The sequence below is a fragment of the Mangrovihabitans endophyticus genome, assembly GCF_014646155.1.
Lineage (GTDB): Bacteria > Actinomycetota > Actinomycetes > Mycobacteriales > Micromonosporaceae > Actinoplanes > Actinoplanes endophyticus.
Window position 1 is genome coordinate 1 of record NZ_BMMX01000033.1, and the last position, 25,862, is coordinate 25,862.

Below are 25,862 nucleotides of genomic sequence, written 5' to 3' on the forward strand. Positions count from 1 at the left end.
AGGCGTGGCCATCCGGCGTAGGCGAGGTTGCCGTGTTCCCGGTCGCCGTACAGGTGGTGCCGTTTGCGGACACCGCCACTGGTGGTACGCACCAGGCCGTGCGTGCCGCGCCCGTACGGCGGTGAGGTGAGCACGAGTGCGACCCGGCCGACCGTGGAGGCGGGCACCAGGTCAAGCAGCCGGGTGGCGTCGCCGGTGAGGACCGTGGCAGTGGCTGCGGCGCCTTGGGATGCGGCGAGGGTGGTGCCGCTGCCGCACATCGGGTCGAACACCAGCTCGCCGAGATCGGCATGTCGGCGAGGAGCCTTTCCGTTCGGTTGTTGCCGACGCGTGAGCCGTTCGTCCGATGCTGGGCAGTAGCGAGGAGGATGTGTTGACAACGCGCGATCGAGAATCAGTCAAGAGCGGCCAGCCCAAGGTTGCCGCATCCAACCGCAGGCACAGGCAGCGAACGCGGCAATGCCTGCCCCTGCCGCACCTACCGACAGGGGGGCACGCAGCGTAAGAGGATGTTGCTGCACCCGCCGGCAGGGGGCCGGCAGCGAAAGCGACAATCCCGCCCGAACCACCGCACCGTGGGGGCGTCCGGGGGCTCGGCCCCCGGAGCAGGCATGACGAGAGGCCGCGGTCCGCGCTTTCCGCGGACACACGGCCCCTGCATCTCGTGGGCGATACTGGGATCGAACCAGTGACCTCTTCCGTGTCAACTAGGTCGAAGCCGATCTTGTACCTGCGCGTCTGGCTGTTTGCGCTGGTCAGGCTGATGGTCCACGTTGGCCTGTCGCGGTCGACAAGGGTGCGATTTGCAAGATCGTCTCCCCGATTTCTCCCAAAGCAGGAGTGCCGTGAAGCGGTAGTGGCATCCCGTCGCGCAGGCTCCGCCCGGCCGGGCCGCGCCCGGGTGGTGAAGGTGGAGCGCCCTACCGGACGAACGACCTTCGCCACCCGGGCGCGGTCTGGTTGCCTCCGGTGTGCGATGGGTCGCGGAGCTGGGCCGGGCATCCCGGAGTCGCCGGGGTCCGTGGGCGGAGCCCCGGCCGCCGGAGGCCAGACCCGGGTCGTAGGGCCGGAGGCCCTGCCCGCCGGAGGCGCTTGGGCCTTCGTTGTAGCGATCATGGCTGCCGCCTGTCGCGGACTGCCCTGGTCGTGGCTCCAGCAACGCGATAGCACTTACGCCCGCTCTGTGGGCCTTGCGTTTGCCCATAAGAGTGATAGCGACCGGGCATTAAGAGTGGTTCGTGCCCTACGATCAGATGTCATGCGCGCCAATGTTGCTAGCAAGCTCGAAACCAAGACTCCCATCCTGGCGGATTTGATCAAGGATGTCCGTGACGGGCTGATCAAGGTGCCCCAATTCCAGCGACCTTTTGTCTGGAAGGTGAATCAGGCGAGAGATCTGCTAGATAGCATCGGGAGCAACTATCCAATCGGGAGCCTTCTCCTATGGAAGACAACAGAGAAGCTGGCCGTCGAACGGAACATCGGAGACTTCCGCCTTCCGGAAACTGAAGAACTCAGCCCTACGGACTACGTCCTCGATGGTCAGCAGCGAATGACAGTAATCTATGCCGCCTTGGGCGCGGACCCAATGGATAGCGGATTTTCGGCAGTTTATAACCTGCAGGAGCAAGAGTTTGTGGCTCCCGCGGAAGACTCGTATTCGTTAGTAGAATTTCCACTGCGTTGGATGTATCGGACGACTGAGTTGCTGAACTTCAGGACCGCCTTACAGTCCCATCCGAAAGCCTCCGAGCTCCAAACCCGTTTGGACGAATTGGTCCATGTCTTTGCAAACTACCGCGTACCCGTTGTTATCCTTAAGGGTCTAACGGTGGAGGAAGTGTGCCCGATCTTCGAGAGAATCAACAACTCCGCGACTAAGCTGTCGATTTTTGATCTGATGGTTGCAGCCACTTGGTCGAAATCGTTCGATCTAAACGACAAGGCTGATGACATCTCTCTGTCCTTGGCGTCGAAAAGCTACGGCGACATCCCTCGCAATACGGTGCTGAAGTGTCTCTCCGCAATTGAGAATCGATCGGTTGCGAAAGAGCGGATCATGGGTCTGCGGAAGCGGAGCGCGGATCAGATGGACGACTTGGTTGTTCGTACGAAGAAGGCACTGATGAGGGCGGTCGATCAACTAGTCACAGACTTTAAGATTTACTCGGTCGACTTCTTGCCATACGAAGCTCACTTGGTCATTCTGGCTTATATATGGGCCAACAATCCGACATTGTCCGCTGAGCAGTTGCGTAGAGTGCGGCAGTGGTTCTGGCGTACGGCATTTTCCGAGCGATACAGAGGCGCGTCCGAGAACTTCATTTCCAAAGACTTGGAGGGTATTCAGAAGTTTGTGATAGACGGAGGCGATATCGAGTCGTACGGTTCGATTCCGAGCGACGCGACGTTACGAGGGCTCGTCTTTCGCAAGAACAACTCGCGATCAGCGGCTTTTATCCTCGCCTTGGCAAAGCAAGGCCCTGTTAACCTGACCAACGGTGCCGCAATCGACACAAGCGAGGCCCTTTCCGTTTACAACAAGAAGCAATTTCATCACATCTATCCAGAGGCCTATCTTCGGAATCGGTACCCGAAGACGGAGCGAAACTATCTTCTCAACTTTTGTATGCTCGCTGCGTCGGAGAACAACAAGATTAGCGATGACGTTCCGAACGACTATCTGCCGCAGCTTGCAGTCGATCTTGGCGAGCACGCTGATTTAGTATTCGGCTCAAACCTTATGCCTGCGCCGAGCGAGTTTAACTACGCAGACGCATCGCTCGAAGACTTCTTGGCGGCGCGACTCCCGATTGTCAAGAGGGTAATGAATAAGCTATGCGAGGGAAACGTTTGACCCTGTAAGGTCACGGTTCTCTGCACAGAGGCTTGAGGTGTGGTTGTACTAGGTGAAGCCCAGGCGACCTTAGAAAGTGAGGACGCTGGGCTTCGGCGTGCTCTGCGGTCGTCGCGGTGGGAATGCCGGGCCGCGCCGTGAGCGGAGCGGCAAGGCGCGGACGGCCGGCAAGGGTAGCCCCGCGTGCGGCCCGCAGGGCCGCCTTGAAGATGTAGAGAAAGTTCTCACCGGGGCAGGCATAGGTGCGGCCGACGATACTGAGATTCTGCAGAGGCTACGGTGTCGGACATCCGATCCGGGTATTTCACCCTTAGCGCACGTACCGGTACTTTCTGTGAGCATGGCAGCTCGAACATCCGTGGCACTCTGGCGTTACTGGGGCGTGGTCCCGCTCGCCGTCATCATCATTTCGGTGAGCACTGCGAGCGGACTCGGCCCGGGTACCTATGCGATCCTCGTCGGCCTCCTTCTCTTCTACATCCTTTTCCAGGCACCAGTGTGGTGTGGGGCAGTTAACCGAACGAGAAGCGGGGGCTCGGTTGACTATTGCCGAAACAACTCGTCAGGTCTCCTATTGGGATGCAGCCGAGTGCGTCAGCATAAGTGGCAAAAGCTCCAAAGCCTGTGGTGGACAGCGAGATGGCGAGAGAATACGCGTGGACTGTGGGTGGGTCCGGCGGCAAAGTTCGCCACTCTCACCGGACTGATTGGGACCGTCACAGGCATCTACGGCATGTTTAAAGGCTAAATGAAGACGTACCTAGAGTTTTGACAGGTGCTGCTTGCCGGGATCCAGATCTTGGCCATTCTCAGGCACGAACGGATGCCGATCCGGTGAAACCGTGATCGTACCCGCAAAGTCCCCACTGATCTGCGCGTGATGGCGACTCTGCGCGTGATGGCGACGGCAGACGCTGGATGGTGTTCAACTCTGGCCGGTGTAGCTTCTGGGTGCGCTGGTTATCGGCGGAGGAAGCACGCCCGACCACACCGACTTAGCTCTGCTGACCGAGAAGGCTGAGGTAGGGGGCGAAGGAATCGCGCAAGCTGTGAAGGATCTCCAGCCCTTTCGACTCGTTTCCGAGCGAAGGTCGTCCGATGACGCCGGATTTTGTGTATTCGGCCATGCCTAGTGTCAGTAGGTGTCGTCGGTCGTCGGCTGTCCAGTCCGCTGTCTCGTTGCCTGGCCGTACGACGTCCGGGTATGTGGCGAGTAGGAGCGATGTTTCGATTTCTCCCGCGTGCATGTCTTCGTGACCCGTGGATTCGAGCCCGGCGTCCTCGCGGGCCTTGTTCCAGTCACTGGCCTGGGGGAAGACGGCGATGTGCGGTCCTCGTACGGATGCTTCCTGGGCGATGTTGCTGAGGACGTAGTTTCCGCCGTGGCCGCTGATGATCGCGAGCTTGTCGACACCGGACGCCGAAAGCGATTCGGCGATGTCGGTGACGACCTGGTGCAGGGTGCGGGCGCTGATGCTGACGGTGCCGCGCCAGGCTGCGTGCTCGTGCGAGCAGGAGATGGTGATCGGCGGCAACACCATGACGGGGTAGTGCTGGGCAATCTCGCGGGCGATCACGCAGGCGATGATGGTGTCTGTGGCCAGCGGCAGGTAGTCGCCGTGCTGCTCGAAGCTGCCGACGGGGAGCAGGGCGACGGTGACGCCGCGATCGGCCTCGTCCTTCGAGGTCGCGGTGGTGATCAGGTCCAGCAACGCTGTCGCCTCCTCCGGCTCAGGCGGCCGGCTGCAACAGTCGCCTGATCCGGTCGCTCAAGTCGGATACTTCCGCATGTCTGTGCAGCGGTGCCAGTCGAACACGTACCCGTTGCAACTCGACGAGGGCGCGGCTCGATGTTGCGGAGCTGATGACTTCGACGGCGCGGCGGCCAGTGGCGCAGGCGCGCTCGGTGTCGTCTCTGCCAGCGTAGGCGGTGGCGAGACGGGCGAGGCAGAGTCCCTGGTCTCGGCGTAGTGCATCCGGCCAGCTCCGCAAGCTGTGCTCGTAGGTCGCAATGGCGGTGTCGAAGTGGCCGAGTTCGGCCCAGGCGATGGCGGCCTCCATTCCGATGTACGCGGGAGTGCAGTAGTCGGTGAGTCCGTCTGGGCCATCAGTCGGGCGACTGATCTCGGTGCGGGCGGCGTCGAGGGCGCGGATGCAGTCGCTCGTGTTTCCCTGGCGCGCATATGCCCGAGCACAGAGGCGAAGGACGAGCGCGCGAAGGCGTGGCTCGGCGTCTCCGGCATCGCGGAGTGCGGCCTGCGCGAGCCCGATGACCCGGTCTGGCCGGTCCATCGCGGAGGCGATGTCAGCCTTGCGCATCAGGACGTACGCGCTCGGCCGGTTCTCGCCGAGTTCGAGTCCGTATTCCATCGCGCGATCGGTAAAGCGCATTGCCGCATCAGAATTGCAAGCGTCCTGGTACAGCCATCCTGCGAATTCGTTGTACCTGAGTGCGAGGTTCAGCAGCTCGCGCCGTATATCGCCGCGGGCGTTCGGAAGCATCTGATCGAGCAGGACTGTCTGTGCGCGGACGACATCGACAAGATGATGCGGTCCCATTAGATTATCGGCGCGTAGATGCTCGGTGAAGATGTTCTTGAAGTAGTGGACCATCTCGGGTCCGACCGCAGGCGCGATATGGGGAAGGACGGTGGCGTCCGTGGTCGCGGTGACAAGCCCCAGCTCTTCGGCCGACTGGCCGTAGACACGACAGAGCAACCGCTGCGTAAGCGGATCGTTGCCGCCGTGCCCGTTCTCCCAGCGGGAAAGCATGGTGGCAAGACTTCGCTCGCTGGCGATGTGGACTCCTTCGTCGTCAGCGGCCTGAAGGAGCGCCCGGATCGTCTGCGACGCCTTCCAGCCTCGCTCTAACCGGGCGGCCTGAAGCGGCGTCTTCGCCTGCGTCGGCATGCCGAAACTCATGTCCTGCAATCCCCTCGCGATATGGTCGCGCTCCATTCTGCGTCAATTGACGGACGTCGTGTAGTGCTTAACAGCGCATTGTTAGGCACTGTTAAGTAGCGCCATCTGACATCTTCCCGCCTTTCCGCTGTCTCCTTGAGATCACGTATCAGGGAAAACAAGGAGGTGTGCTATGGCGCGGAGGAAGTTGTTCGCCGCTGCGCCCGTGGGTGCGGTTGCGGTGGTGGAGCCGCCGGTGTCGCAGTGGTATGCGCGGCGTGCTGGGGTCGCGGCGGTGGTCGCGGGTCTGGTAGCGGATGCGTTGCTGACGGCGGCGTTGAGCGTGTTCTGCCCACTGCTGTTGGCGGTGGTGCTGGGCGCGCTTGCTGGTGTGCTGGCCGCGGTGGTGACGGCGGTGCTGGTGCGGGTCTGGCCGGTGCTGCGGGTGTTGTGGTGGTGGTCGGTGGAGATCACGGTCGCGGTGGCTGTGGCGGGTGGCTGGGTCACGGTGGCGCACCTGAGTGCGTGGTGGATCGCGTCGGTGGTGTCGCTTGCGGTGTCGCTGGCGGTGCTGGTGCCGCGCCGGTCGCGCCGGTTCGTGTGGGCGTGGTTGTGGTGCCTGGTGGTGCGGCATCGGCTGCGGGTGTGTTTCGCGACGTTGGTGCGTTCGCAGGCACGTGCGGCGGGTGGCCGTCCGGTGGTGTTGCCGCTGCTGTTGTGGGCGCGGCCGACACTCGCGGGTGAGCGGGTGTGGCTGTGGCTACGGGCGGGCCTGTCGCTGGAGGACCTGGAAGGCAAAGCGGGCCTGATCGCAGTGGCCTGTATCGCCAAGCAGGTCCGGATCGCTGCCGGCTCGGAGCGGTACGCCGCGCTGGTGCGTGTCGACGTCTCCCGCCGTGACCCCCTGTCGGGCCGGATTGACTCGCCGTTGGCGCTGTTCATCCCGAGCCTGCGTGACGACAACGAGGCGGATGTGCCGGTGTCTCCGGCTGTGCCGCTGGTCGGCTTGGAGCTGGCCGACATCGAAGACCCGGCATCCGAACCATCACGTCGCGGCGGTCGCGGATGACCGTTTGTGGCTGGGTGCCTGCACTACAAGTCCTGTTCTGTGCCATCACCGACAAGGAGAATTGAGATGGCTGGAGAAACCACGATCACTGTTGTGGGGAACCTGACCGGCGATCCGGAGCTGCGGTTCACCCCGAGCGGTGCCGCGCTGGTGAAGTTCACCGTGGCGTCGACCCCGCGGACGTTGGACCGTCGGTCGGGCGAGTGGAAGGACGGCGACCCGCTGTTCCTCAACTGCACCGGCTGGCGTGACTTGGCCGAGCACATCGCCGAGTCGCTGACCAAGGGCACCCGTGTCATCGTCACCGGTCGGCTCCGGCTGTCGCGGTGGGAGGACAAGGAGTCCGGCGAGAAGCGTTCGGCGTATGGCCTGGAGGTTGATGAGATCGGCCCGAGTCTGCGGTTCGCTCAGGCCAAGGTGACGCGGATGAGTCGCAGCAAGGGTGACGGGTTCATCCCGGACGCGCCGCAGGATGACGCCTGGAGCATCGCCGCTCCGGCTACTCCGGCGGCTCCGGCGACGGTCTGAGGGCTGAGCTGTGCTGCCCGTCGCCGTCGCGAATACGGCATCCGGCCCGGTTAAGTCCGGCCTACCCCCGGTCAAGCCCGGTCTACCGTTGTCGATCTTCGAGCCGGTTCCGGTCGGGATCGACGAGTTCGGCATGCAGGTGCTGATCCGGCTGATTTGGCGCAACCTGCTGATCGGTGGGGAGCCGGGCGCGGGTAAGTCGGCGCTGTTGAATGTGCTCGTCGCCTATGCGGCGCTGTGCCTGAACTGCAAGCTGATCCTGCTGGATGGCAAGCAGGTTGAATTGGGCCAGTGGCGTAAGTGTGCCGAGGCGTTCGTCGGCCCGGATATCGCCCAAGCATTTTTGCTGCTGACCAGGTTGCAGACGATGATGGACAACCGGTACGCGTTCCTGCTCGACGCCGAGCGCCGCAAGGTCGTCGAGAAGATCCAGACTCGCTCGCCGGTCACCGGCGAGGTGATCTGGGTGCCGGACGCGTTCTTGCCGTACGTGGTCGCGATCGACGAGATCGCCTATTACTCGGCCACGGTCGGGGACAAGAAGCAACGCGACTCGTTCTCTGAGTTGCTGCGCGACCTGGTCGCTCGTGGCCGGGCGGTCGGCATCATCGTCATCGCCGCGACCCAACGCCCCAGTTCGGACATCATCCCGACCTCGCTGCGTGACCTGTTCGCGTGGCGGTTTGCCGGGCGGTGCACCAACGACTCGTCGTCGGACATCGTCCTGGGACGCGGCTGGGTTGAGAAGGGCTGGTCAGCGAACATGATCAGTCCGAATAACCCCGGTGCCGGTCTGTTGATCGCCGAGGGCGGTAGCCCGCAACTGGTCAAGACCGCCTATCTGGATGACCGCACCTGTGCGGCCATCGCCGCCTACGCGGCCGGCCTGCGCGCCGAGCACCGTGCCGAGCAACAGCGCAACATGCGGCTGCTGCCCCCGGCGGTCTGATGCGTCCCACGCCCCCTCCCGGCACCCGTCCGGGCGGACCCACAACCCCTACGGAAGGAGGGCCGAATCTCATGGCCCGACGCAATCTCCCCGTCCAGTCGATCCAGCCGGTGCGGGTCGTGCACTACGTCGACCCCGCCATGCAGTCCGACCTTCAGCGGTACGGCCTGCTCAATCCGGCCGAGATCGTCCGGCAGCAGCAGAAGAACACCGAACTGTATCTGCGGTGGAAGACCCGCCAGGCCGAAATCCGCGAGCGCGACGCCAAGTTTCGCCGCGTCTTTCTCGGCTTCGGCGCGGTCATCGGCCTGGGCTTCCTGGCCGGTGTGCTGCTCGGCGGCTGGCTGCTCTGGACCGTCCTGGGTCTCGGCGTCCTCGCCGTCCCCGTGGTCTTGCTGCTGGTCGGCGGACTCGCGCTCGGCGGTCACCGCTGCATCACCATCGTGCAGCACATGCACTGACCGGCACCAACAACTACAACCGCGGACCTCGGTCCGAGCGGACGACACCGGGCTCAGCCCTGGAAAGCAAGCCGGTGCCGCCGCCCTGTCACCAACCCCCATCCGACGGAAGGAGTCGGCACGATGAACTCTACCCACGAAACCGACCACAACCCGGCACAGCCCCGCCCGTTCGGTGAGGACTTCCTCGCCGCACTGGATCGCTTCCGCGCCTGGATCGCTACGGCGACCGGCACGGCGGCCCGTCCGGTGGACGCTGAGTCGCTCGGCTACAGCCTGACTGATGCCGGCCGTGTGGCTCTGGCCGCCACGGATGGCACCTTGTCGGCCTGCCCGGTCGATGCGGTCACGGAGACCGATGATGAGGTCACGGCGCGGGTGCTGCGCTGCGCGGCGCTGTATCTGGAGCGGCATGGCTGGATCCAGGGTGCCTATTACGACGCGGCGTCGCAGTCGTTCACGCCTGCGGCGTGCCTGGTCGGTGCGGTCGGCATGGTCTGCTACGGCGGGCCGGTCGACGCCCCGGCGCAACACTTCGACGATCCCGGCTTTCTGGACTTCGAAGCGGCGGTGCTGCACCTGGACCGGTATCTGCTGGTCGAGGACGGCTCCGAGTCGTATGAGTTCAACGATGCCAAGGGCCGTTGTCGGGAGGATGTCACTCACGTCCTGCGGGACGCGGCCAGCCGCCCGGCGTACGAGCTGATCGACACCCTGCGGGTGATCAACCAGCGTAACGACGACCTGGCCGCGCTGGCCGAGATGCTCATCCCCGGTGGAACCTTCGCCGAGGGCGGCATTGAGGGTGGTGCCGAGTGAGCGCGCTCGAAACGATCCGCCAGATGCAGGCGGCCGCGTGGTCGAACAAGGTCGTCAAGGGCTTCAACACTGCCGATGTGGCGGTGGAGTTCGGTCTGCTGCACGGTGAGCTGGCCGAGGCTTTCGACGCCTGGCGTCGCGACCGGGTAGCCGAGCTGGCTACGGAACTGGCCGATGTCGCCATCTACCTGTTCGGCCTGGCCGAGATGAACGGTATCGACCTGCAGGACGCGGTCGCGTTCAAGCTTGCGGTCAACGCCCACCGGCGTTATGAGCGGGATTCCTCCGGGACGCTCCTCAAGGCGCTGGAAGTTCTGGACGGCACCACCCTCGCTCCTGAGGGCGGTGACGCCTGATGGGCAAGAACACCGTCAAGCCCGGCTTGACACGTAACCGGCGTCGCCGTGCCCGTCGTTCCCGGCGGGCGGGGGCCGTGCTGGTGTGGCTGGTCCGGTTCGTCACGGGCCGTGCGCTGGACGGCCGTCGGCATTCGGATGCCACGTTCTGGTCGCCGGGTTCGCGGCGTCTCGGACCGTCGGCGTATCTGGTGACCTGGCGGTGGTGGGCGCTGGCCGCGGGCTGGCAGCGGGCCGGGATCCGGCTCACCCTCACCACGGCCGTGGTGTACACGGTGGTGGGGGTGATCGTGCGATGAGCGCGGGCACCCCGGACCGGTCGCGGCGTGCGCGTAAGCGGGCCAAGCGGCACGTGGAAACCACACAGTTCGATGCGTTCGCCCGGCGGATCCTGCGCGCGTATGCGCGCCGGGTCGCCGAGGGTGATGTGGAGGCGCTGCGGTCGTTGGCCGGGCTGTCGTCTGAAGTGGACGCGGTGACCCGGCTGGCCGTGGCGGGTCTGCGTAAGAGTCCGTATTCCTACTCCTGGTCCGAGATCGCTGACCGGCTTGGCGTGTCCAGGCAGGCCGCGCAGATGCGCTACGGCGACCGGACCGCCCGGGGTGCGCTGGACCGGCGGCTGCTTGACGCCGGACTCGCTGTCTCGGTGGCGACCCTGGTGCAGGTGTTCGCCGATCACTTCCCCGGTGTCCCGGCCGCTTCGGTGTGTCCGGGATGCGGTTACCGCTTCCCTGATCAGGTTCTGGACTGTCCCACGAACGCCACCGTGCGTCCGCTGCTGAGACGGCGGCGTGGGGAGGACCCGGACGCGGTCGCCCGACTCACCTGCGAGCAGCAGGAAAGCCTGCTCAAGGCCCATTCCCGCAGGATCACCCGCGCGGCCAGACGCGCCGGGACCGAACCGCCGACCACACCTGCCTACCAGGCGCGGTCGTTGTTCGACCCCGCCGGAAAGGACGCGCTGTCATGATCCGCTACTTCGTCTCCTACACCTTCGAAGGCCCGGTCGGCAGTCTCGGCATGGCCAACTGCGAGCTATCGCTGTCCGAGTCGATCCAGTCGATGACTGACGTACATGACATTCGTGACTGGATCGCGCGGGAGGCGGGCGTTCGCAACGTCACCGTCATGGGGTTCTCCCGTTTCGCTGAGCCTGGCGAGGACGGGACGGTGCCGTCATGATCGCCGTCACGGTTCCCGGCTGGCTGGTGCCGTTGGCCCAGCGCCGGGAGGTTCTGCTGGCCGGTCTGCTGCTGACGGTGGCTCTGCTGCTGTGGGTGGTCCGCCGGATCGCGCGCAGCGAGCGTCCCGACGACGCTCTGTCCAACCTGGTCATGCTGGTCGGGCTGGGCTGGTCGTCCGAGGCAGTGTGGGAGATCAGCCGTAACCGGCTGCATTTCCCGCTGGGCCTGACCCTGCTGCTGTTCTTCGTGTTCGAGGCGTTGCTGAGCCTGGCGATGATCCGCGCCAAGCGGCACATGCGCCAGTTCGCCTGGCCGGGCCGGTTCGGCACGACCGCGTGGACGGTCGCCGTATGCATGTCCGGCGTGGCCGGGATCGCCTCGCACTCGGTGCCTGAGGCTGTCCTGCGCATGGTCATCCCGCTGCTGGTCACCAAACAGTGGTGGGACGGCCTGGTCGGCGGTGCCGCTCAGCGGCCTGCCGACGCGTCCACCTGGCGGTGGACTCCGCGGCGGCTGCTGCTGGCGCTCGGGGCGATCGAGCCCGGAGAACGTGATGTGCAGACCGTTCACCGTGAACGGCTGATTCAGCAGATGACCACTCTCTACTACAAGATCCAGCACGGTTCCGGCAGGCTCCGCACCCGCCGGGTGTCCCGGCTGGCCCGCATGAGCCTGACCGCTGACGACGCCGTCATCGCCGAGGTACGCCAGCGCGGTGACCGTGCCCTGTGGTTCGAACCGGACCACACACCCGAGACCACCACGGTCTCCCCGCCCGTGCCCATCCCGGCCATCAACGAGCCTGTCACGGCTCTGGCCCCGACCCCGCCCGCCGTCGCCACGCCCAGCATCACCGCGCCGCGATTGGCAGAACCCCAGCCCAGCGGACAACCGGCAACGATGCCGGAACCCGTCACGGCTACCCGGACCGAGCCCGTGCCGACCCCGGCCGAGGTTGCCGCCCGGGTCACCCCCAGCCCGACGACCATCCCGCTACGACCGACCGCCACCCGGCTGGCTCCTGCGGGCGTCTCGAAGCCCAAGCCTCGCAAGACCGCGCCGACCGCCCCGGCCGAGCCGCTGGCCGCTTCCGCCGCCGACACCCCTGTCACCGAGCCGAAGCCCGCACAGATGCCTCTGCCGCTGCCCGTCGACCCGGCCCTGCTGGCCAAGGCCCGCGAGATCGCCACGCAGTACCGCACCGAGACCGGCACCCCGATCAAAGCAGGACAGCTCGCCGCCCGCCTACGGGTGAACTCCGAATTGGCGACCCAAGCCCTGGCCGTGCTCGACCTCGGCCCGAACAACCCCAACCACGACACGACGACCGCCAACGGCACGCCTGCCAAGGCCGACCGCTGACGCGTCTCGCCGATCCAGCGTCGTCCCCGAAGCATCCGCTTCGGGGGCGGCCCCGGCCGACGAGCCGACCCCACCACCACCGGAACAGGAGCACCACACCGTGACCGTCTACGTCGACAACTACCGCTGCCCCACCACCGTCGGCCGCCTGTCCGGCCGCTGGTCCCATCTCACCGCCGACACCCCCGACGAACTCCGCGCCTTCGCCGCCCGGCTCGGCCTGCGCCCGGCCTGGTTCCAGGCCCGCTGCCGCTACGCCACCTGCCCCGCCCCCCGCGGTGTCTGCGTGCATTACCACTACGACGTCGTGGATGCCATGCGCACCCGCGCCATCCGCGCCGGGGCGATCCCGATCGACATCCGCGACTTCGGCACCCTCATCACCGCCCGCCGGGATCGGTGGCGGCACAAGGCGGGGGCCGCAAGGTGACGCTACGAGCCTTTTCCTACGGCGGCGGCGTGCAATCCACGGCCGCTCTCGTACTGGCCGCGACCAGCCGAATCGACTTCCCGGTGTTCCTGTTCGCCAATGTCGGCGACGACTCCGAGGACCCGACCACCCTCGCCTACTTGCACCAGTACGCGATGCCCTACGCCGCCCGGCACGGCATCCGGCTTCACGAGCTGCACAAGGTCCGCCGCGACGGCAGCACCGAAACCTTGTACGGCCGTCTCACCCGGCCCGGTTCTCGCTCCCTGCCGATCCCGGTACGCATGTCCAACGGCAAACCCGGCACCCGCGGATGCACCGTCGAATTCAAGATCCGCGTCATCGGCAAATGGCTTAAAGCCCACGGCGCTAGCGCCGCATACCCGGCGACCGTGGGGATCGGGATCAGCCTCGACGAGATCGAACGGATCAACAACCGTCGGGCTGAACCCTACGAACACCCCACCTACCCGCTCATCTTCGACATGGACCCGGCCCTGCGCCGCTACGACTGCGAACGCATCATCCGCGCGGCCGGCCTCCCGGTGCCGCCCAAGAGCGCGTGCTGGTTCTGCCCGTTCCGGCGACCCTCCACCTGGGCCGAGACCCGCCGTGACCGGCCGGACATCTTCGACCGGGCCTGCGCCCTGGAAACCCTGCTCATAGAACGCCGCCGCGCCCTCGGCAAAGACCCCGTCTACCTGACCCGATTTAACCGGCCACTGCGCGACGCGGTCGCCACTGCCCAGGACATGCTGCCGATCTTCGACGACGAACCGCTGTGCGACAACGGGGCCTGCTTCACATGACCTTCTCGACGCCGCCCGTCGCACCCGGCACCGTCGCGGCCTCGGGCACGACGGCCTGCGCCGAGCCGGTCACCGTCCCCGCCTGGTGGCGGCACTCCACCGACCTGCACCGCCAAGCGGTCGCCCGCGCCGCCCGCCCCGACTACGACGCCTGGCTGGCGCACGTGCAATCCGCGTCCGCGTGCACGCGGCCGGTCCGGCTGGCCGGAACCATCGCCACCATCGAAGCCACCACCGGCCGCCTCCTCGCCCAACGCTCCACACGGGACATGCCGGACGGGGCGATCTACAAACGGTGCGGCAACCGCCGCGCTTCGGTGTGCCCCTCCTGTTCGAAGCTGTACCAGAACGACGCCTACCAGATCGTGCGCGCCGGACTGGTCGGCGGCAAAGGCGTCCCCGAGCAGGTCGCCCACCATCCGGCCGTGTTCCCCACCTTCACCGCACCCAGCTTCGGGCCGGTGCACACCCGCGTGGTGAAACGGCACACCTGCGCCCGCCGCGCCGACTGCGACTGCCGCCCCGAACCCTGCCACGCCCGCCGCGACTTCACCGTCTGCGAACACGGCTCCCGCATGGTCTGCTTCGCCCGGCATCCCGCCGATGACCGTAATCTCGGCGCGCCGCTGTGCCGAGACTGCTACGACTACGACGCGCACGCGGTGTGGAACCTGATGTCCGGCGAACTGTGGCGGCGCACCACCATCGCCGTCAACCGCTACCTGCACCAGACCGCCCGCGCTCGCGGCATCCCCGACGCGCATCAGGTCACGGTCGGCGCGGACGGCCGGACCCGCACCCGCCGCCGCTCACCCGTGCGAGCGGAGTTCGACAAAGGCGCGGAGATGCAACGCCGCGCCGCGATCCACTTCCACGTCACCGTCCGCCTCGACGGCCGCGACCCCGACCGGCCCGGCACCATCACCGCGCCGCCGCCCGGCCTGGACGCCCACGACCTCAAAGCCGCCGTCGACCACGCCGCCGCCACGGTCGCCTTCACCACCGAACCCCACCCCGCCCGGCCCGAGGGCTGGCGCATCGCCTGGGGCGAGCAGGCCCTCACCAAGGTGATCACCACCGACGGCCGCGGCCCCGGCGAGATCACCATGGCCAAGGTCGCCGCCTACCTGGCCAAGTACGCCACCAAATCCACCGAGATCACCGGCCATCTGTCCCCCCGGATGACCGAGGAACTCATCGACGTGTACGCGAACCCCGACGGCAGCCACACCGAACGGCTCGTGGCCGCATGCTGGCAGCTCGGCGCACCACACCACGACCCCGAACCGATCCCGGCCCGGCCCCGCCCGGCCACACCCGCCCGCCCGTTCGGCCCGCCGTGGACCTGCCCCGGCTGCGGCACCCGCACCCGCTACCGCGCCTGCCCCGTCTGCACCGCCCACGACCTAGCCGAGCCGCCACCGCCACCGCCGCGCCGCAGACCGGGCCGCCGTGACCCGTCCGCCCGGATGCGCCGCTGGGCACACATGCTCGGCTTCGGCGGCCACTGCTTCACCAAATCCCGCCGCTACTCGACCACCTTCGGCCAGCTCCGCAACGAACGCCTCGACTTCCGCCGCGCCCAGACCAACGGCCCCGACACCACCCCTGAGACACAGCCGACCGTCCTGGTCGTCAACTTCCTGCAATTCGTCGGCGCGGGATGGCTCACCAACGCCGACGCCATGCTCGCCAACACCTCCGCCCAGATGGCCCGCGAACACGCCGAAGCCGCCCACCAGTACCTGACCACCCACGCCGCCTGAACAGCCCCCCACTGTCAAGGCCGCCTTGACACCGTTTCGGAGAGGACACCGCGCTCGCCATGACGACCACCGGTCCCGCCCCCGCGGGCTTCTACCGGGCTGCTGAGGTGGCCCGGCTGCTGCGGTGCTCGGAGTGGTGGGTCAAGGAACAGGCCCGGCGGCGGCGCATCCCGTTCTGCTGGATCGGCGGCAGCTACCTGTTCACCGATGAGCACATCGCCGCGATCGTGCGCCTGTTCGAGGTGCAGCCGGATGCCGGCGGACAGCGGCGTGGTGTGGCCCGTGCCGTCTCCCCGCCTTCCGGGCCGGAGGGGGAGCTGCCTCTGCGGGCGCGGCCACCGCGGCGGTTGCACGAGCACAATCGCGGCCATAGCGCCGCCTAGTGAGAGGAGAGTCCACAGTGGGGTTCGCGGAGAAACGCGGCGACTACTGGCGCGGCCGGTTCAAGGCCGGTCCGGGAAAGTATCCGACCGTGGCCGACGCCGCGGGGCGGCCGGTCCGCTTCCGCAGCAGGCGGGAGGCCGAGCAGGCGGCCAACGATGCGGAGGCGAAGGTGCGTGCGGGCGGAGTGGTCGATCCGGTGGCCGGGCGGATGACGTTCGGCGCGTACGCCAACCTTTGGTATCGGCGGCAGGATCTGGCCGCTTCGACGATGCAGAACTACCGTCGCAGGCTGGAGGAGCATCTGCTGCCCACATTCGAGGACGAGCAACTGTTGGCGATCACCCGTGACGCGGTGGCGGGGTGGGAACGGGCCGAGCGCAAGGCCGGGTACGCCGACGCCAGCATTCGGTCGTGGCGGGCGCTGCTGCATCTGATCCTCGCTGATGCGGTGGAGGACGGGCTGATCGCCGTGAATCCCGCGGCCAAGCGTAAGGGCCGGGGTCGGCGGACGGGCCGGTCGGTGCATCGGGCGGCGGAGAAGACCATCACGACGGCGCTCGGTGTGCTGTTGATCGCCGAGCGGGCGGCGCTGCTGTCGGGCCGTGATGACGAGTTCGTGGCGGTGCTGACGCTGGGGTTCACCGGGATGCGGTGGGGTGAGCTGGTCGGTTTGGAGACGCGATATGTGCGTCCGGCCGGGGTGAGGGTGGAGTGGCAGCTCTATGAGCTGGACAACGGGCTGTTGCACCGGTGCCCGCCGAAGGACGAGTCACGGCGGACTGTGGCTGTGCCGCCGTGGCTGCTCGCCTTGCTGACGGATCAGGTCGCCGCCCGTCCGGCGGGGCCGTGCCCGTGTCACGGTCGGCGGTATCTGTTCGGTGGTTACCGGGCGGTCAACGGCTCCGCCGGGCAGTCCGGCTCCCGGCTGGTCGATGTGGCTCGGCGTGCCGGGGTCGGCGTCGGCACGGTGTCGGCGGTGCTGAACGACCGGCCGGTCGTGGCGGTGCCGACGCGGGCGAGGGTGCTGGCGGCGGTGGCCGAGCTGGGCTATGTGCGGGGTGCACCGGCGGGTGTGCTGGCCGCGCACTGGCGGCGCAACGGCTTCGCGACGTGGCTGTTCCAACCGGCGGCCACGGGTCGGTATCCGCGCAAGGCACCGCACCCGGCCCGTCCGGTGCCGGTGCTGGCCGATCCGTGGCCGGGTGTGCCGGTGCGGGGCCGCGGCGCGGTCGGCCGGGCGGAAGCGTGCTGGCTGCCGGTCGCCGCGGGGTTGACGCCGCACGGGCTGCGTCACTCGTACAAGACGATGATGATCGAGCTGGGTACCCCGGCGACGCTGATGGACGCGCAGATGGGGCACGAGGACGGCTCGGTGCAGGCCCGCTACTCGCACGTCACCTCGGGCATGACGGGTCGGCTGCTGGACGGGTTGTCCGGGCTGTGGTCGGCGGCGCTGGACGCGCGGCGGGCGCTGAGCCCGCAGTCGCCGGTCGCGGTGCTGGATCGGCTGCTGGGGGAGGAGACGCAGTGATCGTCAACCAACACCCAAGATCGTCTCCCAGGCTTCTCCCGAACGGTCTCGGAGACAAAGATCGGGTCCCGCCCCGATGGGACGAAACCCGTTCTGACCTGCAATTTTACCTGGTGGGCGATACTGGGATCGAACCAGTGACCTCTTCCGTGTCAAGGAAGCGCGCTCCCGCTGCGCCAATCGCCCTCTAAGCGTGATTACGCCGAGGTGGAGACGGGATTTGAACCCGTGTAGACGGCTTTGCAGGCCGTTGCCTCGCCTCTCGGCCACTCCACCGAGCCGGCCCCGCAAGTTACCTGTGGTGGCCTCTCCGAGCGGACGACGGGACTCGAACCCGCGACCCTCACCTTGGCAAGGTGATGCGCTACCAACTGCGCTACGTCCGCTTGTCTCCCCGGGCGCGTTCCCCGGTGACGGATAGGAACTTTAGCGGGTACGCCATGACGTTGCCAAACCGGGGTACCCCCGGCGCGTCGCGATTTGCCCCGGCTGGCGGTCGTGACCTGCGGAAAGCCGGGTCGGCTAGCCGCGTGAACCCGGTCGGTCGCGGGTGGCGTGCGGCTGGCCGTCGAGGTAGGCGTTCAAGGCTGCCGCGCCGGTGAGCATGGCCCGGCTGCGGGCGGAGAGCCGAGCGTGCCCATCGTGCAGCATCGCCTCCAGCGGGTGCGACGCCTCCGGCGGTGCGGATCTGGTCGATCACCGGTGCGATCTGCGCCAGCAGGTAGCCGCCTCTCCTTAGCTGGTGGACGAGCCGAGCGTCGCGTACGTCGCAGGCGCTGCACACCCGGTAACCGGTGTGCGGATCGCGCCGTGGCCGGACCAGGCCGGCAGCCTCCCATTTTCGCAGCGTGGTGGGGCGGATGCCGAGCCGTCGAGCGAGCCTACCCACGTACGTGTCGCCGCGTTCCTGCGGTGGGGGACGGGCAGACACCGCAGGGGCAACGACTGCGGCTGCTCGCCGACGACCTGGTCGCCGTGCTCGACGCGCAGACGCCTCACCTGATCGCCACCTCGTCGCGGGACGAGTGGGAGCGGGCATGCTTGTACGGCCGCACCGCCACCGGGCTGGCGAGCCACGACGCGATCGTGTTCGTCAAGGAGGTCCTCGCCGGCGGTGCCGGGGGTTGACCCCACCACGGTTCGGGGGGACCGCTTGATGGAGACGCATCGCAAACCTTCATAGCGTCGAGGCTTGTACGTCCGACGTGGAGGGAGAAGGACATGCGCAGACATCGTGGCCGGTGGGGACGTGTCGGCCGGTGGGGGACGGCCGTCGCGGTGACGGCGGCGGTGGTGGCCGGCGGCGCGCCGCCGGCCGTCGCCGCCCCACCCGGCGACCGCGGCCGGCAGATCCACGCCGCGGTCGACGATTTGCACGCGCTGGGCATCACCGGCGTTCAGGGACTGGCCCGGGTCGACAGTGTCACCACACGCGCCCGGGCCGGAGTGGGTGACCTGCGCCGGGGGACGCCGGTGCCGCTCGGCGGATATTTCCGGATGGGAAGCAACACCAAGACCTTCGTCTCGGTCGCCGTCCTGCAACTCGTCGGGGAGGGGAGACTCTCGCTGGACGACACCGTCGACCGCTGGCTGCCCGGGGTCGTCACCGGCAACGGCAACGACGGCCGAACCATCACCGTCCGTCAGTTGCTGCAGCACACCAGCGGCCTCTACAACTACACCAACGATCTTGCCGTGGTGGGTTCCTTCGCGGGTTACCGGGCGCACCGGTTCGATCATTACACCGCCGCCGACGTCGTCGCGCTGGCCATGAAGCACGAACCCGAATTCGCGCCCGGAACGCGATGGGACTATTCCAACACCAACTATGTCCTGGCCGGCATGCTGATCGAGCGTGTAACCGGCCGAGCGTGGGCCACCGAGGTGCGCGCCCGGATTCTCCAGCCGCTCGGGCTGCGCCACACCTTGATGCCGGGGGACCGGCCGTATCTCCCGGTGCCGCACGCCAGGGCCTACCAGCAGTGGGAGCCGGGTGGCGAGATGACCGACACCACCCTGTTCAACGCCACCGTCGCCGATGCGGCGGGCAGCCTCATCACCACGCCGGGCGACTTGGCGCGCTTCTGGCAGGCCCTGCAGCGCGGACGGCTTCTCCACCCGCGCGAGATGGCCGCCATGCACCGCACCGTCCTCGCCGAAAGCCGGCAGGACTCCGAGCCCGGTTCCCGGTACGGCCTGGGCATCGCGTACATCCCGACGCGGTGCGGTGGCTACTGGTCGCACGGCGGTGACGTGCTCGGCGTGAGCACGGCCAACGCGGTGAGCGCGGACGGCGCCCGCGTCGTGGTGTTGTCGCTGACCGCGCAACTGGCCGACGAGGAGGCCGGACTCGCGGTGCGCCGCCGCACGTCGCAGCTCATGGAGGACGTCATGTGCGGGCACGACGGGACGGCGGCCGGGCCGGACACGGTCCGTTCCGGCTGGCGTGATGTCGCCTGATGGGGGACGACACCCCGCGGCGCGTCGTTTAGTGGCCCGGTGCACGGGAAACGGATGAGGTTCGAACGACAGCGAGGAGGAGTCTGCGATGTCTTTCCTGGACAAGGCCAAGCAGTTCGCCGACAAGCACGACAAGCAGGTGGATCAGGCCATTGAGAAGATCGGCGACCAGATCGACAAGCGCACCGAGGGGAAGTACTCGTCGCAGGTCGACCGCGGCGTCGACGAGGCGCAGCGCCGGACCGGGGCGGGCGACACGCAACCGTGACGGCCCGGCGACGCGACGGTCGTCAGTCCGAGCCGAGCAACCCTCGCTCGAACGCGGTCGCCACCGCCGCCGCACGGTCCCGGACGCCCAGTTTGGCGTACGCGTGCAGCAGGTGTGTCTTCACCGTTGCCTCGCTGATGAACAGTCTGCCCGCGGCTTCGCGGTTGGAGCAGCCGCGCGCGATCAAGCCCAGCACTTCCACTTCCCGCTGGCTCAGCGGCTCCTTCGCCGGTGAGCGCAGCGTGCCCATGAGACGGCCGGCCACCGCGGGGGAGAGCACCGACTCCCCGCGGTGCGCCGCCGCGACCGCACGGAACAGGTCTTCGCGCGGCGTGTCCTTGAGCAGATAGCCGGTCGCCCCCGCCTTGATCGCCGGGAGGACGTCGCTGTCCGTGTCGTACGTGGTCAGCACCAGTACCCGGGCGCGGGACCCTTCCGCCTTCAACGCCCGGATCGTGGTGACGCCGTCCATCTCCGGCATGCGCAGATCGAGCAGCACCACGTCGGGGTCCACCGCGCGGGCCACGGCGAGGGCTTCCCGTCCATTGCCGGCCTCGCCGAGCACCGCGAACCGGTCGTCACCGTCGAACATGCCTCGTAGCCCGTCGCGGACCACGGGGTGGTCGTCGACCACGATCAGGCGGATCATGCCGCGGCGCCCTGGGCGATCGCGGGCACGCGGGCGGAGATCGCGGTGCCGGCTCCGGGTTCGGACTCCACGTCGAGCCGGCCGGCGATCCGGATCACCCGCTCGCGCATCGCGTTCAGCCCGTACCCGCCCGGATAGTCCGCAGCGAGCGGAGCCTCCGGGTCGAAGCCGGTGCCGTCGTCGCGTACGTCCAAGCTGACCAGATCCTCCATGTAGGACAGGGTGAGGGCGACCCGGGTGGCACCGGCGTGCCGGGCCACGTTGGCCAGGGCCTCCTGCGCGGTGCGCAGGAGGGTCGTCTCGATCTCGGGCAGCAGCGGCCGGGGCGTGCCCGTGGTGATCAGCTCGGCGGTCACGTCGTTGAGCCGCGACCAGCCCCGGACCACCTCGTCGATCGCGTCGGGCAGCGCCGCCGCGTCCAGGTTCTGCGGTCGCAGCGCCTGCACCGAGCGGCGGGCCTCGGCGAGGCTGTCGCGGGCCAGCCGCTTGGCCGTGTCGAGGTGTCGGCACAGGTCGTTCGGCCGGGACCGGGCCGCGTCCGCCGCTTCGAGCTGGGTGACGATGCCGGTCAGGCCCTGCGCCAGCACGTCGTGGATCTCGCCGGCCATGCGTTGCCGCTCGTCCAGCACGCCCGCCTCGCGAGCCTGGTTCAGCAACTGGGCGTGCAGGCCCGCGTTCTCCTGCAGCGCGGCTTCGAGCCGTTCGTTGGCCTCGGCAAGTTCGTCGATCATCGCCGCGCGGCGGTTCGACTGCTCGTGGGTCGCCGTGGTCAGGTGCGTCATGCCGACCGCGATGACCAGGTTGAGTGCCAGCACCATGGCGAAGGCGATCCGCCCGTTCAGCGCGGTGAGTGTGTCGAAGCCGCCGATCTGCGAGATGGCGCCGGAACAGGCGACCGCGCCGGCCCCCACCAGCCGCCACCGTCCGGGCAGGGCGTACACGAGGACCAGGTATCCGGTCCAGCCGTAGAACCCGTAGAGCGGGTTCACCCAGATCAGCAGGAAGATCAGCAGCAGGTGCCCGAGGAAGAAGACCGCCATCAGTCCGCGCCGGTGCTCCCACTGCGGGTGCAGGGTCACGAACCAGGCCAGCCACGCGGCGGCCACCACCGACAGGGCCAGGCCCCACAGGAACGGCTTGGCGGGCAGCAAGCGGAAGGCGTCGGCCACCAGCGACAGCGCGACCGACCCGGCCAGGCACGCGTACGGGACCAACAGCACCCACCGATCGAGGCGCTGACGCCACTGGTCGAGCCCCCGCATCGCGCCCCGATCGGTCATGGGTCCCCCTATTCCCAGCGGAACAGCCGCGCGGCGGCCGCTCCGAACACCACTACGTAAGCCAACAACACGGCCAGGGGCAAGAGGGCGGGCCACTGGCCGACCGCCGCGTCGTGCAGCGCCCGTTCGCCGGCGCCGAGCGGCGTGAAGTCCCCGATGCGCTGGAGCACCGCCGGCAACACCTCGCGCGGTGTCCACAGCCCGGCGAAGAACATCGACGGGAAGAACAGCAGGGTGCCGATGGCGTTGCCGGCCTTGCCGCTGGGTGCCAGCGCCGCGACAAGCAGGCCGACGGCGAACACCCCGGCACCGCACAGCAGATAGGCGATCAGGAAGCCGACCGGCTGACCGGGCAGGTTCACGTCGAAGGCGATCTTGCCGACGGCGAGCACCAGGATGCCGGAGACCAGCGCCATCACCAGCGTCGCGGCCAGTTGCGCACCGAGCAGCGTGACCGGCCGTACGGGTGTGACGGCGACGCGGCGCAGCACCCCCCGCTCCCGGTAGCTCGCGAGCACCGTCGGCATGAACTGCAACCCCAGCATGGCCAGGCCCAGGGCGAGCGCGATCCCCACGTACAGGGAGATCACGGTGACACCGCCGAGGGCCTCGCTGGGTTCCCGGAATTCCGGGATGCTGCCCAGGATGACCACCAGAATGGTGGGGAAGGCCAGGCTGAAGAACGCCACCAGCGGTTCGCGCAGGAACAGGCGCAGCTCGTTGCGGGTGATTTTGGCGAACAGACCCATGTCAACGCTCCTCTGCCAGGGGCTCGCGGTTGGTCAGGCGGATGTATGCCTCGTCCAGGTCCGCCTGTTCCACACGCAGGTCGGCGGCGATGATGCCGCGCCCGGCGAGCAGCGCGATGACGGTGTGGAGCAACTCGCCCTTGCCGACCACCTCGATCCGCGGGCCGTGCCGTCGGACCTCGGTGACCTCGGGCAGGGCGAGCAGCAACGCATCCTCGATCGGCTCCGAGGGGCGGAACCGGAGCCGCTGCTCGGCCGCGATCTCGGCGATCAGCGCGGCCGGGGTGCCGAGAGCCACCACCCGGCCGGAGTCGATCACGGCGATCCGGTCGCAGAGTCGCTCCGCCTCCTCCATGAAGTGGGTGACCAGCAGGACCGTGACGCCCCGCGCCCGGATGCCCTCGATCAGGTCCCAGGTGTCGCGCCGGGCGTGCGGGTCGAGGCCGGTGGTCAGCTCGTCGAGGATGGCGATCCGCGGGTCGCCGATCAGGGCGAGCGCGATGGACAGGCGCTGTTTCTGGCCGCCGGACAGCTTCGCGAACCGGGTGCCGAGCTTGTCGCCGAGCCCGAGTTCGCGGGCGAGTGCGCGCCAATCGGCCGGTTCCGGATAAAACGCGCTGAACAGTTCCAGCGCCTCTCGCACGGTGGTCTTCTCGGGCAGTTGCCCCTCCTGTAGCTGCACGCCGACCAGCCGGCGCAATTCATGGTCACGGGGTGGGCGGTCGAGGACGGTGATGGTTCCGGCGTCCGGCGTCCGCAAGCCGGCCACGCACTCGACGGTGGTGGTCTTGCCGGCGCCGTTCGGGCCCAGGATGCCGAAAATCTCACCGCGCTCGACGGTGAACGAGACGTCGCGCACCGCGGCGGTGTCCCCGTACCGCTTCTGCAGGTTCGAGACCTCGATGACTGTCATGCTGTGATCGTCACATCGGCGCCAGGTGCCGCGAATCGACCGGCGGTCGATCTGCCCCCTCCACCGATCGGTGGAGGAGACTCTCATTCGTCGAGGTCACAGCCTTGGCGCGTACGGGTCTGCGGCGAGACAAATCACGGACGCTCGGCTGGAGGGCGGGCTTTCCCGGTGCATAGCCTCCTCGCGTCGCGACTGCGACACCATGCGTCATGTCGTTGCGGGAGGCGCCGTGAGTTACACGTTGTTGCGTGGACAATTCGTCATCCGCTATCCGGATCTGCCCCGGCAGGGCCCGGAACCGGACGGCGACACGATCAAGTTTCTGCCCGACACGCCGGCCCTGGTCGAGACCCTGCCGCGCCGGTCGGGCCGACCGCCGGACATCAACCGGCGTGGCATTTCGGTGCGTCTGGAAGCCATCGACGCCCTGGAAACCCACTTCGAGGAGACCTACCAGGATCTCAAGATCGCGACGGCGGCCCGTGACGAGATGGTGGACCGGCTCGGCTTCACCAACGTGGTGTATTTCCCGGACGCGCCCAACAAGGTCCAATCGGCCGACCAGGACTCGATTCGCGGGCATGTCCTGTCCAACGGGGTCGACGCCAACGGGCGCCTGATCGCCTTCGTCTACCCCGGTGACCACGCCGGCCCGGACGGTTCGGCGATCTTCGTCGACGAAGCCACCGTCGATCGTTCGGTCAATGCCGCGCTGCTGTCCGCCGGCCTCGCCTATCCGGCCTTCTACGCGACCCTGCCCGCCGATTTGCGTACGCACCTGGCGGAGGCGTCCCGTGCGGCGCGCTCGGCCCAGCCGCCCGCCGGGGTGTGGGCGATGTCCACGGCCGACCCGAACGGCGCGGCGACCGTCACCGACCTCGACGCCCTGCAACAGCTTGTCCTGTGGCCGAAGCTGTTCCGCCGGCTGGTGCCGTACCTGGCGTCCGGGCGCACCGACTTCGACGGCTTCGACGCGTGGCTGCGCGCCGACCCGGTGCACCGCGACGACCGGCTGTTCCGGCTCGACGTGCTGGAAGCCGCGAACATGCACGACGTCATCCGCGGCGCGGGCGACACGATCCAGATGATCGTCTGGCCGGAGGACATGGTGATCGACCCGGACCCGGCCCTGCCCGGAAGCCCGTCCGGTCCGCCCCCGGCAGCCGGCGACGTGCTCGTCGTCGCGGCACTGCCCGACCCGGTGGGCACCGATCGCGGCCACGAACTGGTCACGCTGCTCAACGTCACCGCCAAACCGGTCGACCTGACCGGATGGGGCCTGCTGGACGCGGCGGGCGGACGCACCGACCTGTCCGGCACGCTGGCCAGCGGTGCGCTGACGCAGATCACCGCATCATCGGCGACCACACTGGGCAACCGGGGAGACCAGATCGTGCTGGTCGACGGTTCCGGCAACCTGATCGACCAGGCCGCCTACCGAGCGGACCAGGTACGCCCCGGCCGGAGCGTCTGCTTCGGACGGTGACCGCGGCGCAAGTGGCGGCTCACCCGCGGTCGGCGAAGCCCGCGTCACGGAACCAGCCGCGCACCGCCGGGGTCAGATCCGGTTCCCGGCGCGTACGCGTCCAGACCACCGTTGCTCCGGGAGCGCTCAGCCGCGCCGCGGCGTCGATCGTGGCTCGTACGTCCGGGTCGCTGATGTTGCCCAGCACCCCGGTGAGCAGGATCAGATCGGCCGGCACCGCCGACCGGTACGCCGCGAAGTCGCCCGCATCGGCACAGGCGACCGTGACCCGGTCGAGCCCGGCTGCGACGGCACGGTCGCGGGCGACGGACGCGTTGCGCGGTCCTTCTCGATCAGTTCGGCGCGCACCCGGCCGGCGTCGGCACGCCGCTCGAGGACGCCCAGCAGATCGTTGCCCTGGCCCGCGCACACGCTCACCACCCGCAGCGCCGGTTCCGGACGTTCGTCCAGCCACTCGTCGATGTGCCGCTGCACCAGGCGCAACCGCTGCGACAGCGCTGACCCGCCATCCGCGTACGGCGCGTGCCAGTCGTGCCAGTCCGTCGTTCCCGCCACCGCGGTGATGCTGCCACACGGTCGGGCGGCCACCGTGTCAGCATGAGTCAGCTCGTTCAGGGGTCGCGGACGTGCTCATCCGTTCCCGCCGCGCCG

28 protein-coding genes, 3 tRNA genes and 2 pseudogenes are annotated in these 25,862 nt (G+C 68.0%); 20 read left to right on the forward strand and 13 right to left on the reverse strand.

All coding sequences use genetic code 11. The annotated features are described in order from the left end of the window. A pseudogene (locus IEY73_RS25200) lies at positions 1-272 on the reverse strand (TRM11 family SAM-dependent methyltransferase); the annotation flags it as partial. 986 nt (positions 273-1,258) lie between these two features. Here IEY73_RS25200 and IEY73_RS25205 point away from each other — a divergent pair. Further along, positions 1,259-2,857, forward strand: coding sequence for a DUF262 domain-containing protein (locus tag IEY73_RS25205; protein WP_189081801.1), 1,599 nt, complete (start codon positions 1,259-1,261; stop codon positions 2,855-2,857). Between the two features lie 995 nt (positions 2,858-3,852). Here the strand turns inward: IEY73_RS25205 and IEY73_RS25210 are convergent. Together IEY73_RS25210 and IEY73_RS25215 are read right to left on the reverse strand one after the other, a co-directional pair. Further along, positions 3,853-4,566: a creatininase family protein gene (locus tag IEY73_RS25210; protein ID WP_189081848.1), complete on the reverse strand. Its 714-nt coding sequence runs from the start codon at positions 4,564-4,566 to the stop codon at positions 3,853-3,855. Positions 4,567-4,588: 22 nt separating this feature from the next. Then, the gene (locus tag IEY73_RS25215; RefSeq protein ID WP_189081802.1) at positions 4,589-5,779 is read right to left on the reverse strand and encodes a tetratricopeptide repeat protein; all 1,191 of its coding nucleotides are present in this window, start codon (positions 5,777-5,779) and stop codon (positions 4,589-4,591) included. A 172-nt stretch (positions 5,780-5,951) separates the two neighbouring features. Here IEY73_RS25215 and IEY73_RS25220 point away from each other — a divergent pair, with 172 nt between their 5' ends. The 15 genes and pseudogenes from IEY73_RS25220 (at position 5,952) to IEY73_RS25290 (ending at position 17,406) form a co-directional block, all read left to right on the forward strand. Beyond that, on the forward strand, positions 5,952-6,827 hold the full coding sequence (locus IEY73_RS25220; protein WP_189081803.1) for a hypothetical protein: 876 nt from the start codon (positions 5,952-5,954) through the stop codon (positions 6,825-6,827). Between the two features lie 66 nt (positions 6,828-6,893). Further along, the gene (locus IEY73_RS25225; protein ID WP_189081804.1) at positions 6,894-7,355 is read left to right on the forward strand and encodes a single-stranded DNA-binding protein; all 462 of its coding nucleotides are present in this window, start codon (positions 6,894-6,896) and stop codon (positions 7,353-7,355) included. 10 nt (positions 7,356-7,365) lie between these two features. Beyond that, positions 7,366-8,304: an FtsK/SpoIIIE domain-containing protein gene (locus IEY73_RS25230; protein WP_229716138.1), complete on the forward strand. Its 939-nt coding sequence runs from the start codon at positions 7,366-7,368 to the stop codon at positions 8,302-8,304. Positions 8,305-8,375: 71 nt separating this feature from the next. After that, a complete protein-coding gene (locus tag IEY73_RS25235; RefSeq protein WP_189081805.1) occupies positions 8,376-8,765 on the forward strand; it encodes a hypothetical protein in 390 nt (129 codons plus the stop codon). A gap of 123 nt (positions 8,766-8,888) precedes the next feature. Further along, positions 8,889-9,584 (forward strand): DUF6197 family protein, encoded by a 696-nt coding sequence (locus IEY73_RS25240; protein ID WP_189081806.1) that lies wholly within the window; start codon positions 8,889-8,891, stop codon positions 9,582-9,584. Further along, positions 9,581-9,940 (forward strand): nucleoside triphosphate pyrophosphohydrolase family protein, encoded by a 360-nt coding sequence (locus IEY73_RS25245; RefSeq protein ID WP_229716139.1) that lies wholly within the window; start codon positions 9,581-9,583, stop codon positions 9,938-9,940. The genes IEY73_RS25240 and IEY73_RS25245 overlap by 4 nt, the downstream gene beginning before the upstream one ends. After that, positions 9,940-10,239 carry a hypothetical protein gene (locus tag IEY73_RS25250; RefSeq protein WP_189081807.1) on the forward strand — a complete coding sequence of 100 codons (300 nt, stop codon included), beginning with the start codon at positions 9,940-9,942 and terminating at the stop codon, positions 10,237-10,239. The genes IEY73_RS25245 and IEY73_RS25250 overlap by 1 nt, the downstream gene beginning before the upstream one ends. Beyond that, positions 10,236-10,526: pseudogene (locus IEY73_RS34430) on the forward strand (hypothetical protein); the annotation flags it as partial. The gene IEY73_RS25250 and the pseudogene IEY73_RS34430, both read left to right, overlap by 4 nt. 380 nt (positions 10,527-10,906) lie before the next feature. After that, positions 10,907-11,122, forward strand: a complete 216-nt coding sequence (locus IEY73_RS25260) for a hypothetical protein (RefSeq protein ID WP_189081808.1) — start codon at positions 10,907-10,909, stop codon at positions 11,120-11,122. Then, positions 11,119-12,486, forward strand: coding sequence for a hypothetical protein (locus IEY73_RS25265; RefSeq protein WP_189081809.1), 1,368 nt, complete (start codon positions 11,119-11,121; stop codon positions 12,484-12,486). Before IEY73_RS25260 ends, IEY73_RS25265 begins: the two co-directional genes overlap by 4 nt. A gap of 100 nt (positions 12,487-12,586) precedes the next feature. Beyond that, positions 12,587-12,916: a DUF4031 domain-containing protein gene (locus tag IEY73_RS25270; RefSeq protein ID WP_189081810.1), complete on the forward strand. Its 330-nt coding sequence runs from the start codon at positions 12,587-12,589 to the stop codon at positions 12,914-12,916. After that, positions 12,886-13,725: a phosphoadenosine phosphosulfate reductase gene (locus IEY73_RS25275; protein WP_229716140.1), complete on the forward strand. Its 840-nt coding sequence runs from the start codon at positions 12,886-12,888 to the stop codon at positions 13,723-13,725. The genes IEY73_RS25270 and IEY73_RS25275 overlap by 31 nt, the downstream gene beginning before the upstream one ends. Further along, positions 13,722-15,491 (forward strand): replication initiator, encoded by a 1,770-nt coding sequence (locus tag IEY73_RS25280; protein ID WP_189081811.1) that lies wholly within the window; start codon positions 13,722-13,724, stop codon positions 15,489-15,491. The genes IEY73_RS25275 and IEY73_RS25280 overlap by 4 nt, the downstream gene beginning before the upstream one ends. 59 nt (positions 15,492-15,550) lie before the next feature. Continuing rightward, the gene (locus IEY73_RS25285) at positions 15,551-15,874 is read left to right on the forward strand and encodes a helix-turn-helix domain-containing protein (RefSeq protein ID WP_189081812.1); all 324 of its coding nucleotides are present in this window, start codon (positions 15,551-15,553) and stop codon (positions 15,872-15,874) included. A gap of 17 nt (positions 15,875-15,891) precedes the next feature. Next, positions 15,892-17,406: a LacI family DNA-binding transcriptional regulator gene (locus IEY73_RS25290; RefSeq protein WP_189081813.1), complete on the forward strand. Its 1,515-nt coding sequence runs from the start codon at positions 15,892-15,894 to the stop codon at positions 17,404-17,406. Between the two features lie 111 nt (positions 17,407-17,517). Here the strand turns inward: IEY73_RS25290 and IEY73_RS25295 are convergent. The 4 genes from IEY73_RS25295 to IEY73_RS34435 form a co-directional block, all read right to left on the reverse strand. Continuing rightward, positions 17,518-17,592: transfer RNA gene (locus tag IEY73_RS25295), tRNA-Val, on the reverse strand. A gap of 19 nt (positions 17,593-17,611) precedes the next feature. Continuing rightward, a tRNA-Cys gene (locus tag IEY73_RS25300) sits at positions 17,612-17,682 on the reverse strand. A 37-nt stretch (positions 17,683-17,719) separates the two neighbouring features. Next, a tRNA-Gly gene (locus IEY73_RS25305) sits at positions 17,720-17,792 on the reverse strand. Next, complete coding sequence (locus tag IEY73_RS34435) at positions 17,783-18,337, reverse strand: MerR family transcriptional regulator (RefSeq protein WP_373292872.1); 555 nt, start codon at positions 18,335-18,337, stop codon at positions 17,783-17,785. Before IEY73_RS34435 ends, IEY73_RS25305 begins: the two co-directional genes overlap by 10 nt. Between IEY73_RS34435 and IEY73_RS33750 the strand changes: the two genes are divergently transcribed. The 3 genes from IEY73_RS33750 (at position 18,319) to IEY73_RS25320 (ending at position 20,134) form a co-directional block, all read left to right on the forward strand. Continuing rightward, positions 18,319-18,534 carry a hypothetical protein gene (locus IEY73_RS33750; protein WP_229716141.1) on the forward strand — a complete coding sequence of 72 codons (216 nt, stop codon included), beginning with the start codon at positions 18,319-18,321 and terminating at the stop codon, positions 18,532-18,534. The genes IEY73_RS34435 and IEY73_RS33750 overlap by 19 nt on opposite strands. Positions 18,535-18,627: 93 nt before the next feature. Then, positions 18,628-19,866: a serine hydrolase domain-containing protein gene (locus tag IEY73_RS25315; RefSeq protein WP_189081814.1), complete on the forward strand. Its 1,239-nt coding sequence runs from the start codon at positions 18,628-18,630 to the stop codon at positions 19,864-19,866. Positions 19,867-19,954: 88 nt separating this feature from the next. After that, positions 19,955-20,134: an antitoxin gene (locus IEY73_RS25320; protein WP_189081815.1), complete on the forward strand. Its 180-nt coding sequence runs from the start codon at positions 19,955-19,957 to the stop codon at positions 20,132-20,134. A 22-nt stretch (positions 20,135-20,156) separates the two neighbouring features. On the opposite strand, the gene IEY73_RS25325 is transcribed toward IEY73_RS25320, so the two are convergent. Genes IEY73_RS25325 through IEY73_RS25340 form a run of 4 tightly spaced genes read right to left on the reverse strand, consistent with a single transcriptional unit; the run spans position 20,157 to position 23,725 of the window. Further along, entirely contained in the window at positions 20,157-20,783 is a 627-nt protein-coding gene (locus IEY73_RS25325; RefSeq protein WP_189081816.1) for a response regulator, read from the reverse strand. Beyond that, positions 20,780-22,063, reverse strand: a complete 1,284-nt coding sequence (locus IEY73_RS25330) for a sensor histidine kinase (protein ID WP_189081817.1) — start codon at positions 22,061-22,063, stop codon at positions 20,780-20,782. The genes IEY73_RS25325 and IEY73_RS25330 overlap by 4 nt, the downstream gene beginning before the upstream one ends. An 8-nt stretch (positions 22,064-22,071) precedes the next feature. After that, positions 22,072-22,812 (reverse strand): ABC transporter permease, encoded by a 741-nt coding sequence (locus IEY73_RS25335; RefSeq protein ID WP_189081818.1) that lies wholly within the window; start codon positions 22,810-22,812, stop codon positions 22,072-22,074. 1 nt (position 22,813) lies between these two features. Beyond that, entirely contained in the window at positions 22,814-23,725 is a 912-nt protein-coding gene (locus tag IEY73_RS25340; protein ID WP_189081819.1) for an ABC transporter ATP-binding protein, read from the reverse strand. Between the two features lie 229 nt (positions 23,726-23,954). On the opposite strand from IEY73_RS25340, the gene IEY73_RS25345 reads away from it, so the two are divergent. Next, the gene (locus IEY73_RS25345) at positions 23,955-25,211 is read left to right on the forward strand and encodes a lamin tail domain-containing protein (protein ID WP_229716142.1); all 1,257 of its coding nucleotides are present in this window, start codon (positions 23,955-23,957) and stop codon (positions 25,209-25,211) included. Positions 25,212-25,230: 19 nt separating this feature from the next. Here the strand turns inward: IEY73_RS25345 and IEY73_RS25350 are convergent, their stop codons facing one another. Then, positions 25,231-25,428, reverse strand: coding sequence for a class I SAM-dependent methyltransferase (locus tag IEY73_RS25350; RefSeq protein ID WP_189081820.1), 198 nt, complete (start codon positions 25,426-25,428; stop codon positions 25,231-25,233). Next, positions 25,413-25,766, reverse strand: coding sequence for a hypothetical protein (locus tag IEY73_RS25355; RefSeq protein ID WP_189081821.1), 354 nt, complete (start codon positions 25,764-25,766; stop codon positions 25,413-25,415). Before IEY73_RS25355 ends, IEY73_RS25350 begins: the two co-directional genes overlap by 16 nt. Positions 25,767-25,862 lie beyond the last annotated feature (96 nt).

Coding starts and splice junctions, on each gene's coding strand:
- IEY73_RS25205 (WP_189081801.1), top strand. CDS start 1,259: ATGCGCGCCAATGTTGCTAGCAAGCTCGAAACCAAGACTCCCATCCTG.
- IEY73_RS25215 (WP_189081802.1), bottom strand. CDS start 5,779: ATGAGTTTCGGCATGCCGACGCAGGCGAAGACGCCGCTTCAGGCCGCC.
- IEY73_RS25220 (WP_189081803.1), top strand. CDS start 5,952: ATGGCGCGGAGGAAGTTGTTCGCCGCTGCGCCCGTGGGTGCGGTTGCG.
- IEY73_RS25225 (WP_189081804.1), top strand. CDS start 6,894: ATGGCTGGAGAAACCACGATCACTGTTGTGGGGAACCTGACCGGCGAT.
- IEY73_RS25235 (WP_189081805.1), top strand. CDS start 8,376: ATGGCCCGACGCAATCTCCCCGTCCAGTCGATCCAGCCGGTGCGGGTC.
- IEY73_RS25240 (WP_189081806.1), top strand. CDS start 8,889: ATGAACTCTACCCACGAAACCGACCACAACCCGGCACAGCCCCGCCCG.
- IEY73_RS25250 (WP_189081807.1), top strand. CDS start 9,940: ATGGGCAAGAACACCGTCAAGCCCGGCTTGACACGTAACCGGCGTCGC.
- IEY73_RS25260 (WP_189081808.1), top strand. CDS start 10,907: ATGATCCGCTACTTCGTCTCCTACACCTTCGAAGGCCCGGTCGGCAGT.
- IEY73_RS25265 (WP_189081809.1), top strand. CDS start 11,119: ATGATCGCCGTCACGGTTCCCGGCTGGCTGGTGCCGTTGGCCCAGCGC.
- IEY73_RS25280 (WP_189081811.1), top strand. CDS start 13,722: ATGACCTTCTCGACGCCGCCCGTCGCACCCGGCACCGTCGCGGCCTCG.
- IEY73_RS25285 (WP_189081812.1), top strand. CDS start 15,551: ATGACGACCACCGGTCCCGCCCCCGCGGGCTTCTACCGGGCTGCTGAG.
- IEY73_RS25315 (WP_189081814.1), top strand. CDS start 18,628: ATGCGCAGACATCGTGGCCGGTGGGGACGTGTCGGCCGGTGGGGGACG.
- IEY73_RS25320 (WP_189081815.1), top strand. CDS start 19,955: ATGTCTTTCCTGGACAAGGCCAAGCAGTTCGCCGACAAGCACGACAAG.
- IEY73_RS25325 (WP_189081816.1), bottom strand. CDS start 20,783: ATGATCCGCCTGATCGTGGTCGACGACCACCCCGTGGTCCGCGACGGG.
- IEY73_RS25330 (WP_189081817.1), bottom strand. CDS start 22,063: ATGACCGATCGGGGCGCGATGCGGGGGCTCGACCAGTGGCGTCAGCGC.
- IEY73_RS25335 (WP_189081818.1), bottom strand. CDS start 22,812: ATGGGTCTGTTCGCCAAAATCACCCGCAACGAGCTGCGCCTGTTCCTG.
- IEY73_RS25340 (WP_189081819.1), bottom strand. CDS start 23,725: ATGACAGTCATCGAGGTCTCGAACCTGCAGAAGCGGTACGGGGACACC.